General features: G+C 53.6%; 7 protein-coding genes. 4 read left to right on the top strand and 3 right to left on the bottom strand.

Features of this window, described 5'->3' with window-relative positions:
* Window position 1 precedes the first annotated feature (1 nt).
* From PRUB_RS18300 to PRUB_RS18290, 3 genes are read left to right on the top strand one after another with little or no spacing between them, the layout of a single operon-like run.
* Window positions 2–6388 carry a non-ribosomal peptide synthetase gene (locus tag PRUB_RS18300; RefSeq protein ID WP_010386957.1) on the top strand — a complete coding sequence of 2129 codons (6387 nt, stop codon included), beginning with the start codon at window positions 2–4 and terminating at the stop codon, window positions 6386–6388.
* 11 nt (window positions 6389–6399) lie between these two features.
* The gene (locus PRUB_RS18295; protein ID WP_010386958.1) at window positions 6400–10521 is read left to right on the top strand and encodes a non-ribosomal peptide synthetase; all 4122 of its coding nucleotides are present in this window, start codon (window positions 6400–6402) and stop codon (window positions 10519–10521) included.
* Complete coding sequence (locus tag PRUB_RS18290) at window positions 10518–11801, top strand: MFS transporter (protein WP_010386959.1); 1284 nt, start codon at window positions 10518–10520, stop codon at window positions 11799–11801. Before PRUB_RS18295 ends, PRUB_RS18290 begins: the two co-directional genes overlap by 4 nt.
* On the opposite strand, the gene PRUB_RS18285 is transcribed toward PRUB_RS18290, so the two are convergent.
* Window positions 11791–12456 (bottom strand): fumarylacetoacetate hydrolase family protein, encoded by a 666-nt coding sequence (locus PRUB_RS18285; protein ID WP_010386960.1) that lies wholly within the window; start codon window positions 12454–12456, stop codon window positions 11791–11793. The two genes, PRUB_RS18290 and PRUB_RS18285, sit on opposite strands and share 11 nt — an antisense overlap.
* Window positions 12457–12708: 252 nt before the next feature.
* Between PRUB_RS18285 and PRUB_RS18280 the strand changes: the two genes are divergently transcribed.
* Window positions 12709–13386, top strand: coding sequence for a nitroreductase family protein (locus tag PRUB_RS18280; protein WP_010386962.1), 678 nt, complete (start codon window positions 12709–12711; stop codon window positions 13384–13386).
* On the opposite strand, the gene PRUB_RS18275 is transcribed toward PRUB_RS18280, so the two are convergent.
* Both PRUB_RS18275 and PRUB_RS18270 read right to left on the bottom strand, forming a co-directional pair.
* Window positions 13349–14449 carry an efflux RND transporter periplasmic adaptor subunit gene (locus PRUB_RS18275; protein WP_010386964.1) on the bottom strand — a complete coding sequence of 367 codons (1101 nt, stop codon included), beginning with the start codon at window positions 14447–14449 and terminating at the stop codon, window positions 13349–13351. The genes PRUB_RS18280 and PRUB_RS18275 overlap by 38 nt on opposite strands.
* On the bottom strand, window positions 14442–17756 hold the full coding sequence (locus PRUB_RS18270; protein ID WP_052026439.1) for an efflux RND transporter permease subunit: 3315 nt from the start codon (window positions 17754–17756) through the stop codon (window positions 14442–14444). The genes PRUB_RS18275 and PRUB_RS18270 overlap by 8 nt, the downstream gene beginning before the upstream one ends.
* Window positions 17757–17760: the final 4 nt, after the last annotated feature.

The raw sequence follows: 17760 nt of genomic DNA, 5'->3' as shown, positions 1-17760 counted from the left end.
TATGTTATCTTTTGTTCAAAAACTACATGCGCAAGGCCTGCGGGTCTGGCTGGGTGACAACAATTCGCTGGCACTGGGATATGAGGAAACCGTCGCAGCAGAATTGATTGCCGAGTTAAAAGCCAACAAGCCATGCTTACTGGCTTTGCTTGAAGAGCATCAGATACACTCGGAGCAGGCCTTTTTAAGCTGGTCTGTGTTGCAGCTGTCTTCATTATCAAATGCCCAGGCAAGGCTGTTATTTGTTGACCGAATGCAGCCTCAGCGCTGTGCCTATCATATTCCGATGCTGGTTGAGCACACCCATCCCGTTGATATTGCAGCACTGGATAACGCGATTCAATCCCTGACGGTGCGTCATCCGATCTTAAACAGCCAGATTGTCGAGCATGACGACCAGCTCTATTGCCAGCCTCGTAGCACGATATGGCGTTCAGAGCAGCATGAGTGCGCAGATCACCAGACACTCAAAGCTGAGGTGAAAGCTCAGGTGCTGACCCCCTTTGACCTAACTCAGGACGCTCCCATGCGAGTGGTGCATTATCATTGTGCATCAACCACCTACACACTGTTTTTATGGCATCACATGGCCTTTGACGGCTGGTCAATGCAGCTGTTTTTTGCCCAGCTGGGCCAGGCCCTGGGTGATCCCTTGTGGGCGGCACAACAAACATCGCCGTTATCGTACTTTGATTACGCAGCCTGGCACCAAGATCTGGACCAGCAGAAAGCCCATGAGTACTGGCAGACTTACTTACAAGGCGCGCTGCCAACCCGGCTGCCAAAGACGCTGAGCGAGCCGCTAAGTACACCACTGACACGCGGTAGCAATGTGTATTTCACTCTGCCCACTCCACTTGGCACGCAGATCCGTCAGCTGGCCAGCAACCTCGGTGCAACACCATTTAGTGTGTTGCTCAGTGCCTACTATTATACCTTGATGCTCTTCACCAACCAGAATGATGTGCTGCTTGGTGTCCCCTCTGATAACCGGGATCATCCGCAGACGCAGGATATTATTGGTTTTTTTGTCAACACCCTGGCCTTGCGAGCGCAACTGGATAAACAAGCCAGCTTCGCGCAGCTGGTCACACAGGTGAAAGACAACCTGCATCAGGCCAAGCAACATCAGGATCTGCCATTTGACGAAGTGGTTCAGTATTTTGCTCAGGATGACCGTGAGCAAAGTGCGCTGCAAATCATGTTCAGTGTGCAAAAGCTGGCCAGCCAGCTTGACCCCGCGCTGTCATTACCCTTTGCGCTCAGCCCGTTACTCAGTGATGAAGAATTGTATCAGCCGATTAAGGTTGATTTGCTGCTGGCACTGGATGACAGCGAAGAGACTATCTCAGGTCAGATTGATTACAACCCAAACCGCTTCAGCCCGGCTTACATTGATGCCTTTCGTCAGACCTTTATTCACTTGCTTGAGTCTTGTGTGGCCGCGCCCTACCAGCCTTTGCAATCGCACACTTATGTGCCTGAGGCCCAATCCATAAGCAACCCATTGAGTGCTGACAAGCCTGAGTATGAACACCTGTATGGGCGCTTTATCGAGCAAGCCGACAAGACCCCGGATGCCACCGCTCTCATCTATCAGGAACACTCTGTGAGCTATCGTGCGCTGGCCCGGGAAGTCAGGACTCTGGCCACTCATCTGCGCGCTCAGATTGCCCACCATGACGACCCCAAAGTGGCGCTGATGTTTGTCCGTGGCCCACAGATGGTCACAGCTATTTTAGCCACTCTCGCTGCTGGCGCAGCGTATGTGCCCCTTAGCCCAACCCAGGCCAGTAGCCGTAATCAGTTTATTCTCGATGACAGTGGCGCGGTGTTGCTACTGACACTTCCCCACCTGGCCACACAAGCACAGCAATTGGCGCAGCCGAGTGCCCTGCCTGTGGTCACAACAGAGGCCTTACTAACAGGCCCGGCGGATGATGCGTTACCGCACCGCTGTGCTGAGCAACTCGCCTATGTCATTTATACTTCGGGTAGTACCGGACAACCCAAGGGCGTTATGGTCGAGCATGGCCATGTTGACGCGCTGGTACATAGTATCTCAGAGGTCTATCAGTTCGACGCTGACGAGCGGACCTATTGGTTACCGCCTTACTTTTTTGATGCCTCGGTCGAACCCCTGTTTATGACCCTGCTCAATGGCGCCTGCCTGGTCATCCCCAGCGAGCGCAGCTGCAACGACCCGCTGGCAATGCGAGAAGAAATTCTCGACCGGGAAGTCACCCACCTGGTGGCGTCGCCATCGCATTTGCAGACCATAGGTCACTGCGGTAAAGCCAGCGCCATCCGGCGTGTGGTTTTTGGTGGAGAATCTTGTAGTCAAAGTCTGATCGATACCTGGCAGCAGCGCTTGTTCAGCGAGTATGGCCCCACAGAAGCCACGGTGACAGCAACGGTGCATACCCAGTTTGCCCAACAGCAAAACCTTAAGGCCATTGGTAAGCCCCTCGGCCATGTCACCATCGACATCGTCGATGACACCTTAAGTGCCCTGCCAGTAGGCTGTCCCGGTGAGATACTCATTTCCGGCCACAGTATTGCCCGCGGCTATCTCAATCTGCCAGAACAAACCGAAGCACGTTTTATCACCACCGCGGCCGGGCGTGCCTACCGCACTGGTGATATGGCACGTCGTCTGCCCTGTGGCAACCTCGAATTTATGGGCCGCAATGATGCGCAGGTCAAACTCCGCGGCTATCGTATCGAGCTCAACGAAATTGAAGCTGTGCTGCTAAAACATGGCGACATTGAACAAGCCTGTGTGAAAGTACAAACACTGGCTCAGGGACCAGCATTGGTTGCGTATCTCGGCACCAACAGCACCCTAACGCTCGAGCAGTTATTACCCTGGCTAAGTGAGCGCCTGCCAGACTATATGCACCCGGCGGCAATACAATGTAGTGCGACCTTACCACTGCTGCCCTCTGGCAAAGTCGATGCCCGTGCCCTCACACCACTGGACATCAGCATCAGTACCACTTATGTAGCGCCGCAAAGCCCGCTGGAAAAAGATCTGTGTGCACTGTGGGCTGAGCATCTGGGGGTTGAACAGGTGGGCATGTATGACAGCTTTTTTGCTCTGGGGGGCAATTCACTCAGTGCGATGACACTGGTTGCCAAAATGCAGCGTACCTTATCACTGGCAGTCACACTCAAAGCACTGTTTACTCATAAGACACCCGCTGCGCTGCTGGCCAACCTGGATTCTCAGCATCACATTGCGCCAATCCCCGTGCTCACAGATCCTGCTACGCGCGTCGCCGTCACCCCGCAACAACAGGCCATGCTGCTGAGTGAACGCCTTGCCACCACCGCCGGTGCCTATCATATACCACTCATGCTGGGCTGCGATTCCCTCGCGCATCAACAGGCCCTGATGGAGGGGGTGCAACAGGTGATCAGCCGACATTTGGTGTTACAGCAAGGCTACGAACAGGATGATCAGGGTCATTGGTATATCAGTCAGACTCGCTATCCCATACCTTGTCAGGTATTGGCAGTGAGTGGCAATAATGACAGAGGATTACAGGAATTTGTCAATGCGCCGTTTGCACTGGACACCTCAGCCCCGGTGAAAGTGGCACAATTACGCGTAGGCCCTTTGCCAAGCTACAGACTGCTGCTGGTGTTTCATCATATTGCCTTTGACGGCTGGTCAGTCGAGCGCTTTATTCATGAACTGGATCAGCAAATGGCCGGCAAAGTTATCACGCCTCCTGCGCTGACCTACCGGGACTACGCGTACTGGCGCAGCCAACAAGATGACAGCACTGAGCTGGCTTACTGGCAGCAGGCGTTTGCCGGTATAGACCTGACTCCCTGGGAAAGCGACTTTAGCCGCAGTGCCAGCTATGATCCGCAAGGCCGGGCGCTGACCTTCACATTACCCGATACCCTGACCCAGTCATTGCGCACTCTGGCACAACAGCAGGGGGTGAGTCTGTATGCGACGCTGCTTAGCAGTTTTCAGCTCGCCGCGTGTTTCTGGGCTGACCGGGATGACATCGTGATCGGCACTCCCAGTGACAACCGCGCCCATCCGGATAGTCACGAGTTGATGGGCTACTTTGTTAACACCCTGGCGCTGCCTCTGCGCTTAGACAGCACACTCAGCTTTACCGCACTCATGACACAAGTGCAGGGACAGGTTCATGAAGCCAAAAGCCATCAGGGGGTATCAGCGGATGTGCTGGCAGACGCACTGAACGTGGAGCGACAAAGTGGTTTATCGCCGCTCTTCCAGCTGTTCTTCACTCTGGACCAGTTCAACCCAATGGATCAGGCATTTAACGGCTTTGAAGTGATCCAGGAAAACCCAGAGGATTACGCCTATACCCCGGCCAAGTTTGAATGGAATATGGTCTTTAAAGACGACGGCACTCAGCTGCAAGGGCAGTTCACCTATGCCACGACCCGCTTTGATGCCACTCGTTGCGAGCAATTCCTGGCATTCTACCAGGTGCTGTTAGAGAACCTGGTGAGTGCACCTGAACGCGCAGTGCGCGACTGTCCACTGCTGAGTGACATACAGTTTCAGGCACTCGTGGCCCAACAGGCTCAGCAGTACAGTGAATCACAGACAAACTGGTTAGCCTGCTTTGCACAAGCCTGCCAACGTGCACCACACAACATCGCCCTGTCATTTGAAGACCAGCAACTGAGTTATGCTGAGCTGGATAGCTTGTCGTCACAACTGGCCGCCACATTGCATCAACGTCTGGGTACACCGGGTGCTGAGCCCGCCCATGTCGCGCTGCACTTTCACAAAGGCTGCGACATGATCATCGCCATGCTGGCCACACTCAAGGCCGGTGCAGCATTCGTTGCGCTGTCGCCTAACCACCCGCAATCCCGGCGCGAAACCCTGTTGCAGCAGGCACAGTGTGCGCTGCTACTCAGTGATGATGCACTGAGCTGGTCAACGGTGCCCACTTTGCTGTATCACTGGCGTGACTGGCCAGAAACGCAATCCGACTCTTATTGTATCGACTTTAACCACAGCGCAGATCGCCTCGCTTATCTCATTTATACCTCAGGTACCACTGGTACACCCAAAGGGGCCATGCTCAGCCACCGTGGCCTTATCAACCTCTCAGAACACATGATGTACAGCCACCGATTAATTGGCCGGTCACGTCAGGTAATTGCCAGTCAGTATGCGGAATATGTGTTCGACGCGTCCATCATAGAGATATTTCCTGCGCTCGCTGCGGGCGCACGACTGGAGATCATGCCTGAGGCCATCCGTCGTGACGTGCCCAGATTATGTGATTTCTTGCGTCGTCAGCAGGTCGATGTCGCGTTCGTGCCCACCGTTCTGGTCAATCAGTTTCCGGATCTACTGGCGGCGTGCGAGTTAGACGTGCTGTTTGTCGGCGGTGCGCCACTGAATCCGGTGCACATACCGCTGGCAAAAACCTTGTACAACGAATATGGGCTCAGTGAAACCAGTGTCTGTATCAGCCAGGCTGAGGTGCTCCCGCAGCAGCCTGTCACCATAGGACGTGCTATTCGCAATAGCCGCTTGTATGTACTGGATAAATATCAGCGACCTGTGCCACCAGGTGGCTGCGGCGAGCTACACAGTGCAGGGAGTAGTACCGGACTGGGTTATTGGCAAAATGCCGATAAAACAGCAGCGCACTTCTTCGAACTCACACTGCACCACGACTCACAACGCCTCCATGAGCAGGTATATCGGACCGGTGACTTAGTGCGCCGAGTCGACAAAGACACCCTGCAGTTTGTGGCACGTACCGATCAGCAGCTGGAAATTAATGGCTACCGCATAGAGCCGGGCGAGATTGAAGCAAAACTACTGGCGCATCCCGATATAGCTCAGGCCGTCGTGTGTCAGGTGCAAGGCCATGCACAACAACTGATCGCATACTGTGTGTTGAATCAGGACGACACCGTACAAGTGGCAGAGTCACAGCCTCGCACCTTGCTCAACTGGCTGAACGCACAGTTGCCCCCTTATATGCGACCAAAACACCTGCTGTTTGTGAGTCACTTTCCGCTGACCTTAAATGGCAAGCTGGACCTAAAACAACTACCACAACCTGAACTGAATCAGCTTCAGGTTGAACAACGGGCACCACAAACCCCAACAGAGCAAACCGTGCTCGAACTCTGCCAGCGACTGCTCGGCGTGTCTGAGCTGAATATCAATCATGACTTTTTCGAGCTGGGTGGCTCTTCCGTACAAGCCGCCCGGTTAATCGCCGAGTGCGAAAAAGCATTTGTGGTCAGTATTGAACTGGCCACCCTACTGACGCATCCGGTGCTGGCCGAATTTGCCGCCGCCGTAGATCGGCTGCTGGCTGAACAAGCCATCCCTGACGCCGAATTTGAAATGGAATTATAATGAGGTTCTCCATGCACCAGTTAATGTACACCCTGAAAAGCCAACAGATCAGCGTCTGGCAAGACCAGGGCAAGCTAAAACTTGCCAGCCAGAGTGATGTAAGCCAGTCGGACATAGTAGCGACAATCCGTGCTCATAAAACTCAGCTGCTGGACTATTTGCAACGCCATAACATCAGCAGCAGACTATGCTTTGAGCAAACACAGATCTTTGCAGCCGAAAGCAACGCTGCGCCGCTGACGCTGGGACAGACACAAATGATGTTTTCTCAGCAAATCAGCGAGCAGACTCATACCTATCATATTCCCTGTTTACTGAAGCTCGCCAAAGACTGCGACAGAGACGCGATGGAGCAAGCATTACAGCGTCTGTGTCAACGACACAGTGCGCTCAGTGTCTGCTTTGTCTCCAATGCACAGGGTCAGATACAGCAACAGCGGGTCGATACTCCTTTTGTACTGCCACAGCTAGCCTGCGATGAGGTCACGCTGGATGAAACCTGTCAGCAACTATTTACCCGGCCTTTTGCACTGAGCGAGGAACGCCCGTTTCGTGCCACCTGGCTGAGCACAGAATCACACAATTATCTTTATCTATTGTGGCACCACATTGCCTTTGACGGCTGGTCTTTGGGTGTGTTCTTAACTGAGCTGCAGGCCAGTTATCAGGATACAACGCTTGCCCCCGCATTACAGTTTAATGATTACGCTCACTGGCAGGCACAACGTCTCAGTGCACAGCGTATTGCGACACTGAAAGACTACTGGCTAAGCCAACTTGATGCCCATTCGGCCTTGCATTTGCCCTGCGCCCACACCAGACCCAAAGTGTTTGACCACAGCGGCGCAAATGCCACGCTGACCCTGCCTGATGGTAGCAGCGAACAGCTTCAGGCTCTGGCAAAACGTCACAAGATCAGCACCAATACGCTGGGGCTGGCAGCCTGGTTCCACACTCTGAGCTTATATAGCGGCCAGCAGGATCTGACCATAGGATTACCCAGCGATAACCGCCCTAATCAGGCTTGTCAGCAGATCCTGGGTTACTTTGTAAACTCTTTGCCAATCCGCCTTCAGACTGAACTGAGCCACACGCTGGCCGACTGGCTGGCGCTGGTACAACGTCAGGTGAATGAAGCAAAGGCGCATCAGGATTTACCTTTTGAGGAAATTAAATCTGCACTGGATGTGACCATGGACACCAGTCGTCACCCGGTGTTTCAGACCATGTTTACCTCCAGTCAGTTTCAGCACGCCACTGAACATGCGTTGTGGCAACAGCATTTGACCGACACAGATGCGCATGTAACCGCTAAGTTTGACCTGACTATGCATCTGGAACTGGCCCCTGAGCAGGCTCAGGTCAACCTCAACTATGCCAGCGCACTGTACAGTGAAGAGCACGCCCAGCGTATCGCCACACTCTATACCCAGGTCTTAACGGCCTATGCACAGAGTATGGAGGCAGAACGCGATGCGCTATTTAGCTTACCGCTACTCAGCCAGTCGGATTTAGATGTGCAACACCAGCTCAGTGGTCTGTCAGATGCCTTCCCGACTCCGCTGACTATCACTGAACGATTTGCGCACATTGCTGCCAAATACCCGCAACACATCGCCCTGCGCAGCGCCGAACGACACTGGACCTATCAGCAGCTAGACCAGGAAACCAATCGTCTGGCAGCCCAGATACAAGCATTTTCCCCGGGTGTCCAGGTTGTTGCACTGCATTTACCCTGCAACGCTCCGTTAGTCATCGCCATGCTGGCGACCCTTAAAGCTGGCGCGGCATATACCACTTTGCCCTACAAAGATCCTCTGCCACGACGAGCCTATCAGCTTGAAGACAGTCAGGCAGAGCTGTTACTGACGCAAAACAGTTTAATCGAAGAAGCCGGGATCCTGGCTGACTCTGTGCAACTGCCGTTGCTTAATGTCGACGACATCCTGGGTAATACATCTTTGAGTACCGAGCCCGTACAGTGTGAAACGACCCCACACAGCCCAGCCAATATCATCTATACCTCAGGGACCACCGGCAAACCAAAAGGCGCCTTACTGACGCATTATGGCTGCACGTCTTTCACGGCTGATTGTCAGTACATCAACATCACGCCTCAATCACGCATGATGCAGCTGGCCAATCCCGCTTTTGATGCCACGACCATTGAGACCTGGATGTGTTTACTCAATGGTGCAACCCTCTATTGTGGTTACAGCGACTTACTCAGTCAGATCACTGAGTTCAAAAAGATGTTGTGTGAGGAGCAGATCTCAACCTTGTTCCTGACCCGGGCATTATTCGACACCTTATACCAGCAAGACCCAACACTGTTTGCCACTTTGGAACATCTGCTATCGGGCGGAGAAGCGCTAACCCCGGAGCTGGTCAATCAGCTGGTCAATTCAGAGTATGCGCCCAAACACTTTTATAACCTCTATGGCCCGACGGAATGCTCCAGTTGCACCACCAGCCATGAGATCACCGGTCAGGATACCCGCATTCCCATAGGCAAACCCATTCAGGGCCGCGCCGTTGCCGTCATTGGTCAACATGGTCAGCTGCTGCCGCCGGGCTGTCCTGGCGAATTGTACATTGGCGGCGCGGGCCTCGCGCTGGGATATTTGAATCGCGATGCACTCAGTGCTGAAAAATTCGTCTCGCTCAAAGTGTTTGGTCAACCTCAGTCTTATTACCGAAGCGGAGATCTGGTTTACTGGCAACCAGATGGCACGCTGGCTTATCTTGGCCGCAATGATGAGCAGGTCAAGATCCGCGGTCACCGCGTTGAACTGGGAGAAATCGAACAACATCTTAATGCCCTCCCCGAAGTTAGCAATTGCGCCTTAGTGGTACGCAAGCACCAAGGCCACAGCCAGCTTGATGGCTATGTGGTGCTGGCAGAGACTGGTGACATCAATACTCAGCTTGATACGCTGCGTGATACACTCAATCAGCGGCTGCCCGATTATATGCAACCACATACTTTAAGCGCCATCGAGCAACTGCCACTGACCACCAGCGGTAAACTCGACAAGCGCCGATTACCTGAGCCGCAACGGGTGTCGGATACCGTGGTAGAACCTGAGAGCGCAACAGAGAGAAAACTCTTAGCACTATGGCAATCCCTGCTGGGCATCGACAGCATGTGTGTCACGCAACCTGTTATGCATTATGGCGCTGACTCTATCCGACTGTTGCACTTTTGCAGTGCAGCAAGCAAAGAAGGTTGGCAGCTCACGCCTAAACTCTTGATAGAGCACAACACCATTCGCACCCAGGCGGCACTGCTGGAGCAGCAAAATCGAGATCTGTTCAACGGCATGAGTGATGATGAGGCGCTACAGGCTGTGTTAACGTTGCCACATTTCGAACCCGGACTAATCCGCCCCGCAGAAATAGCGGATGCGGCCATGGTGCATCTGTTCCCCGCAGCGGCCAGTGCAGATAGCTTTAATCCCCTGGTGGAAAAATTAAGCACACAGTTTGAGGTACATGCGCTGGAGAACGTGAAAATATTCACCGGTCGCCACCTCAACCAACTGAGCCTGGTGCGTTATTATGCCGAGCGCATTGTTGCGCATCAAAGCGAGGGACCCTACTACCTGGGTGGTTTCTGCGAAGGCGCAGCCCTAAGCCTTGAAGTTGCCAGACATCTGGAATCTATGGGTCATGAAGTAGCGCACAGCTTCCTGATTGACCCCATCCTGCCGCAACTGAGCGCAACCCAACTGGCCGACGCAGAGCAACGCGTACAGGACAGCGACCCAAGCCTGGAAACCTGGCCAATCGGTCGTGCTTTTGTGGACTTTGTACGTCACTTCCGTACTGCCGACTCTTATGCCTACCCGGTGAGCTTTTTTACCGCCGATCGGGTTAATGATGAAGCAATGCCAACAGAAGCGTTAGGCCTGTTCGAACCAGTGTTTGATGTCGCGATGGTTTACAAAGCCACCTTTGCATTACCCGACAATGGCTTTGCGGCCTTGCTGCCCCAGGCTGAGTACATTGACTTGCTCAGCGCCCATGACGAAATCATGACCGATGAACGAGATCTGGATTGCATTGCAGCCCGCTTCAATCAGGTGCTGTCCTCAGCACAATCTCAGCGGATTCAGGAGCGACGCGCATGACCAAACAACAATTGTGTAAGCGTTACGGCATTCATCTCGGCCTGACCATGTTTGCTGCCATGTTGCTGCTGCCGATCCTGACTCCTTACCTGCTCGCGCAGGGCTTTGTGGTCAGCCAGATAGCCATTGCCATGGTGGTAATGACTGCCGTGATCATCATCAGTGAAGTACCCAGTGGAGCACTGGCCGACCATTTCGGCCGTCGCAGGTTATTTTGCTGTTCATTGGTATTTGCTTTACTGACCAATCTGTTATTGCTGATCGCCACTGATTTTGTGACCTTGCTGATCGCAGTCGGCTGTTGGGGACTCAATCAGGCCACCCTGAGCGGGACGCTCAACGCCTGGTTTGTGGAGCGCTTTCATGAAGCAGAAGGCGAACAAACTCTGAATCAGGGATTTGCTGCCACCTATGGCCTGGCATACGGGATCGGCGCATCGTCCGCGGTGCTCTCCGCTTTGTTTCTGGCGTTTGGCAATCACCTCGCGTTGTCGACTTTGCAGATGTATCAGCTTATCTTTATTGTGTCGAGCATTGGCTTTATCTTGCTGTTACCCTTGACCTTTTACTGGGTCAAGGAGAGCAAATCTCCCACTCAGCAGCGCTTTAGACAGGCACTTAAACAACATGTTGGCACCACCCTCAGCACAGTGCGTCAACCAGCACTGGCTAAACTGCTGATTGCACTCGTGATCGTGATCCCGGTCAGCGCCAGTATTGAAAAATTCTGGCCTATCTTTGTTCACCAGCTGGAACAAGTCGATATGGATGCCGTAGCCTGGCTATTTCCAGCCGTCATGGCTGCAACCTTTGCTTTGAACGGCGTCGCTGCGGTACTCAGTGCTAAGCTGTGTACACTGCTCAATCAAAAGCTGGGGCAGGCAATGGCAGTTGCCCACCTGCTTAAGCTGGTTGCTTTGGTTGCCATGGCACTGGCACCCGATCTAAGCTGGTTTGTGGCAGCGTTACTGCTGTTCTTCCTGTGCTTTGGCCTGACCCAGCCGGCACAATTGCAGCTGCAGCATCAACTGTGCGACGACAGTGTACGAGCCACTATTGAATCTCTGGGTTCACTAACGACCCGCATGGGTGGCATGCTGGGCGCCGCACTCACGGGCGCTTTACTGAACCTGGTCTCGCTGCCGGTAAGCTGGTTACTGCTTGGCGCTTTGTCGCTGTTGGGCATCGTGTTGTTGTTCAGCCCCTCGCTCAACCAGCAAGACCCGCCTGCGGTTAAAGAGCCTGAGGCTGAACCCGCTTCCGCGGATCTTAACGCCTGACAGTAACCGTCGCGCTATACAAAGGGGCATCCTGGAGCTGTAACGCCAGGGTGTCACCTTCGTTTAATGCCCCCACCCCCTGTGGGGTGCCTGTCATCACGATATCACCCGGGTTCAGGGTAAAATATCGGCTGATCTCAGTCAGCAAGCTCGCCAGTGAAAAAATCATCAAGCTGCTGTCTCCGTGCTGCTTAAGCGCGTCATTTTGCCAAAACCGATAGTGCAGCACACTGTTTTCATCCAGGCCATTCACGGCTCTGAATGGGGTCAGACTGCAACTGTTATCAAACGCCTTGGCGCATTCCCATGGGTGTCCTTGTTGTTTTAATTTGCTCTGTAACTCCCTGAGTGTCAGGTCCAGCCCGGTCGCAATCCCACAGATGTGTTGCAACGGCTCACGGGTGTGATTATCTATGGTCTCCCCTACCAGCAGTACGAGTTCAGCTTCATAGTGGTGCTCACCCAGCGTGGTATTGAGTACCAGTGGCGACTGAAAATGGCAAAATGCCGAAGCCGGCTTGATAAATAGCAGGGGGCTATCGGGTATTGGGTTGTTTAGCTCTTTGGCATGTGCCACGTAATTACGACCCACACATACCGCTTTACCCACCTCCAGGGCGACTGCGTCACCTGATTCCCATAAGTGCTGATACATAATGACCTCCGTTCAGAAATGGGTCACTATTATAACGGATCCAGGCACGGCGACAGAGTCCTTACAGTTGATGTTCAATATAACCAATAAGAATAACAGTCGCCTTTTTACTCTAGCCGTTAAAGGTAAAGTAAAATTGCCGTCGGCTCACAGTTAGCTTTACATTGCTCAGCCCCCTGAATTGCCCGCAGGTTGCAAGGGATAGACAGTCAGGATATAACAAAATATAAACAAAAAAGACAAAGGTAAATCATGAAACAACATGCGAACGTGCCTCTCAACGATTTTATTGAGTACCCACAGGAAGAAATGCTCAGCCGGGCCACTGCGTTTCTGGATGAAGCAAAGCGTCGCCACACCATCCGCAGCTTTAGCGACCGTCCGGTGCCCAAAGAGATCATCGAAGCCTGTATCAAAACGGCTGGCTCAGCGCCCAGTGGTGCTAACCATCAGCCCTGGCATTTTGTGGCCATTCACAGTCAGGACGTAAAACAGCAGATCCGTGCAGCGGCCGAGCAGCAAGAACAGGCATTTTATGAAGGTCGTGCTGGCGAAGAATGGCTCGATGCCTTAAAACCATTAGGCACCGATGCAGATAAGCCTTATCTGGAGCATGCCCCCTGGTTAATCGCCATCTTTAGCCAGAAAAAAGGCGGCATCCACACCGAAGATAAAAATACCAACTACTATGTCCATGAATCCGTTGGCATTGCGACTGGTTTTTTGATCCAGGCGCTGCACCATGCCGGACTGGCAACCCTGACCCATACGCCGAAACCCATGAGCTTCCTGACCGAGATCTGCCAGCGAGATAAAGAAAACGAGCGACCTTATATGTTGCTGATCGCCGGTTATCCCGCAGAAGACGCAACCGTTCCGGAGCACGCCCTGGTTAAAAAGCCGCTTGAGGAGATTGCGACTTTTCTGTAGTCGTTGTTAACGCTGTCGGTGATCCTGCCACCAGGCGCTCACCGACACGCAAGCCACTGACGACCTCAACCTGCTCACCATACTCCCTGCCGAGACGAATAAAGCGACTCTGTACCTGCCCGTCATGTAGCACTGCGACTTTGCTGAGCTGACCGAAATATTGTACCAATGATGTTGGGATCAATATCGCCTGACGTCCGTTACCAGGCAGTTTCAATACCGCATACATGCCCGGTATCACCCCTTGCATCCACTGCATATCCAGCTTTACGGTGAAGCTGCGCGCATCGCGATCTGCTACTGGCACCAGCTCACTGATGGTGGCATATTGCGTGGCTTCTGCGGCTGGGATACTGATCTGATGACGCTCGCCCACCGCCAGCTCCGGCAACAAATGCTCTCGTACAGAGACCTCAACCTGCAACTGTGCCGGATTATAAATAGAGACCAGCGGCGTGCCCGGGTTGAGCATGGCACCGGGCTCTTGCAAGCGTGCAACCAAAGTCCCGGAGATAGGCGCCCTGACCTGGGTATAGCCTAAGGCCACCTCTGCCCCAGCCTGCTGTTGTACCAGTGCTGCTTTTCTGGCCGAAAGCTCATTCACCTGAGTCTGCCATTCGTCCACCTGGTTATGCGCAACCAGGCCTTTTTGCTGCAAGGTCAGGGCACGCTCAAGTTGTTTTTGCGCCTGATTTAGCTGTGCCAGATTGGCCTGTTGCTCGGCTTTTACAGCCCGTAATTGCGCCCGTAGGTCGGCATCATCCAGTGTGGCAATCAACTGACCAGCCTGGATCGTATCACCAGAGCGTACCGTCAGACTTTTAAGCTGTGCCAGCACGCGGCTGGCTACCACTGTGTTGTGCTTGGCAATCACACTCCCGGGGATCTGCTCTACGTCATAAACCAGTTGCTGTGCTACCTCATGTAGCTGAGGTTGTGGCCAGCTAACCTGGGGCTTATCACCAGGTGTCACGGTGTCATTAAATAATCCAGCCATCCAGGCAATGGTCAACAGCAATAACGCGATCGCCAGCAACGGACGTATCCATCGAATATCAGACATGCGTAGTCTCCAAATCATCAGAAATCGGGGCTGGTGTATTGTCATCGTCGGGCGTTTTGAACACCAGATAATAGACAACCGGCACAACCAGTAAAGAAAACAGGGTTGAGGCAACAATGCCAAACATGATTGCCAGCGCCAGGCCACTGAATACGGGATCCAGAATGATCACCAGATTGCCCAGCAAAGTGGTCCCCGCGGTTAGTAATACGGGTCGCATACGCACACTGCCGGCACGGATCAAGGCCGCCTCCAGTGGCATACCAGCCTGTCGTGCCTGGGTAATAAACTCTACCAGGATCAGAGAGTTTCTCACCACGATACCGGCCAGTGCAATCATGCCGATCATCGCGGTGGCGGTAAACAGTACAGGGTCGGGTGCCCCAGCGATGGTGCGTTCACCCAACTGATTAAGCACCCAAAAGCCCGGCATAATCCCTATCATGGTTAAAGGAATGGCAGACATGATGAGCAGTGCCACCGCACTGGAAGCGGTCTGCCAACGTAAAATCAGGAAAATAGCCGCCAGCGCAAAAGCAAAGGCAATACCCATATCCCGAAACACTCTGATGGTGATGCGCCACTCTCCTTCACCGCTGAAACGATACTGTGTGCCCTCAGGTAGCTGCCACGATAAACCGCTACCACTGCTGAGAAAAGTGCGTTGCTGCCAGGGCGTCATGTGTGTTTCGTTCTGCACAGGAACACCCGCTTGTTGCTCATCAGCTACCACATCAGCGATTACCTCAGCAGGTGTGCGGCCATTTAATTCCGCAAAAACATAAATGACTGGCGCCAAATCCTTTCGGTAAATGGCAGGCTCTGCCACCAAAGTCTGCATATCCCCGACTTCAGATAAGGCCACCATAGGTCGGGCTGCCCGGCTAAGACCAAAATTATCTTGCGCCTGCGTCACGTCGCTGCTGCCACGGATCTGAGTTGCGAGTAAGTCCGACCAATGCTGACGGTCCGAATAAGCCAGCTGTAACGTGATCGGCACCGGCTGAGCTTCACGAGGCTGATATAACAATCCGGCCTGCATGCCACCACTGACCAACGCCAGAGTATGGTTTATTTCTATGCTGCTCACTCCGGAGAGCGCCGCTTTTTGTTTATCAGTCACAAACCGTTGTAAAGTAACCGGGGCGGACAAAGAGGTATCCACTTCCACCACATGGGGCTCCTGACGCAAGCGTGCCGCCAGCCTCAGTGCTGCATCACGATGTGTATCCGTGGCAGTAAAGGGCTCAGCATAAACCTCGGCGGTCAGCGTGCTCATAACGGGTGGACCCGGCGGCACTTCCACCACTTTGATCACCGTGCCATCACGATTAAACTCTGCCAGCGCTTTGCGCAGCCGTAGCACCACAGCATGAGACTGATGTGCGCGCTCACGCTTGTCTAATAAAATCACCCTTAGCTCGGCCAGGTTGTCACTGTGACGACGATAATATCCCCGTACCATGCCGTTGAAATCCATACTGGAAGGCTGGCCCACATAGGCGGCAATCGCACTTACCTCATTCATTTGCCAAACGCGTTGCTGCACTGCGCGCGTGATACGCGCGGTGGTTTCCAATGTGCTGCCCTCCGGTAAATCAATCAGCACCTGAACTTCATTTTTATTGTCATAAGGTAGCAACTTGAGCGGAACGGCCCGAAACACAGGTAAACTTGCACTCAGCACAAACAGCACTAACATCAGCCACAACACCCCTTTGGCCCTGTGTGGCGAGCGCAGCACAGGGGTGAGTAACGCCGCATACCAGCCATTATCCACTCTGACTACAGATGGCGGATTGGCGCTCAGCAAGCGACTCGCCAGCCAGGGCGTAATGAACAAAGCCACCCCGGTTGACACCATCACACTCACGGGCACATTAAAGGCCATAGGGGCCATATAAGGACCCATCATCCCTGTGATGTAAGCCAATGGCAGAAACGCCATCATAATGGTCAATGTCGACATCAATAATGCGGTGCGGATCTCCATCATAGCGTTCACAATCTGCTGCTGACGCGGTTTGCCGGGCACCAGCATTCGGCTGATGTTATCGATGCCCGTGATGGGATCGTCCACCAGCAGACCCAGCGAGAGGATCAGGGCAAATAACGTCACCCGGTTGATGGTGTAACCGAACGCCCAGTCCAGCGCCAGCGTCACCCCGTAACACACCGGGATCGCCAGCCCGACCACAATCGCCGGCCGCCAGCCAAGAAAGACACCAACAAAAATCACCACGGTCAGCACCGCAAAGAGCAGGCTGGCCATCAAATCATTGACCTTTTCATCGGCTGTCTGGCCGTAGTCGCGCAATACCTTAATCTCGACTTCCGGTGGCAATAGCTGAGTTTGCAGCTGGCCCATCAGCGCGTGAACCCGCTCAGCAACGGATACCGCATTGCTGCCTTTTTGCTTAGCTACACTAAGGGTCACCAACGGCAGATCCTGGCTGCCATCACTGATCGCCAGCCACTGGTACTGTTCGGGCTCACCCGGCCCATCTTCAATGCGCGCGACATCTTTGAGTTTCACGGCGCGCCCGTTGACCACAGTGATCACTAGCGCACGCAACGCCGCGGCAGTACGCAACACGTCGCCAGACTCAAGTACAATCTGTTTGCTGCCTGCAATACGCTTGCCAACCTGTTGCAACTGATTGCTGTTTTGAATCGCGGTTAACACGTCCAGCGGCGTGCTCTGGTGTGCCGCTAATGCCGTCGCATCCAGCCAGACATTCAGCTGGCGCTGCCGTCCTGCCACCACCTTGACCTCGCTGGTGTCGGGTAATCGCTGCAGCTGCGTTGAGATCTCCTGAGCAAAGCGGGTTAAGTCATAATCGTTGTATTGTTGAGGTGCGGTACTATACAAGCCCAGCATAACAATCGGCACATCGTCGACTTCGATCGGCCGGATCTGCCAGTCACTGACCACAGCGGCCATCTGGTGCTCATTGGCATACAGTTTAGTGTAGGTATTCAGGATGGCCTGCTCACGACTCTCTCCAACATGAAATCGCAGGGTGACCACGGCGGAGCCACTGTTGGTAATAGAGTAAACATGTTCTACACCCGGAATTTGCAGCAGCAGCTTCTCCAGCGGCGTGGTAACAAGACGCACCACTTCGGGTGCGGCGGTGTTGGGCACCGTGACATGAATATCTAACATCGGCACCACTATCTGAGGCTCTTCCTCCCGCGGCATGAACTGTAAAGCCAGTACACCCAGCACCATAGCAAAGAAGAAAAACAGCGCAGGCAAGCGACCAGTCAGACACTGGCGTATCGCTCGCTCAGTAAAACTCACTGTG

Origin of the sequence: Pseudoalteromonas rubra (genome assembly GCF_000238295.3) — a bacterium.
In the GTDB taxonomy this organism is placed as follows: Bacteria; Pseudomonadota; Gammaproteobacteria; order Enterobacterales; family Alteromonadaceae; genus Pseudoalteromonas; species Pseudoalteromonas rubra.
Note: the sequence above shows the minus strand (reverse complement) of the source record. Positions and strands in the feature narration are given on the sequence as shown.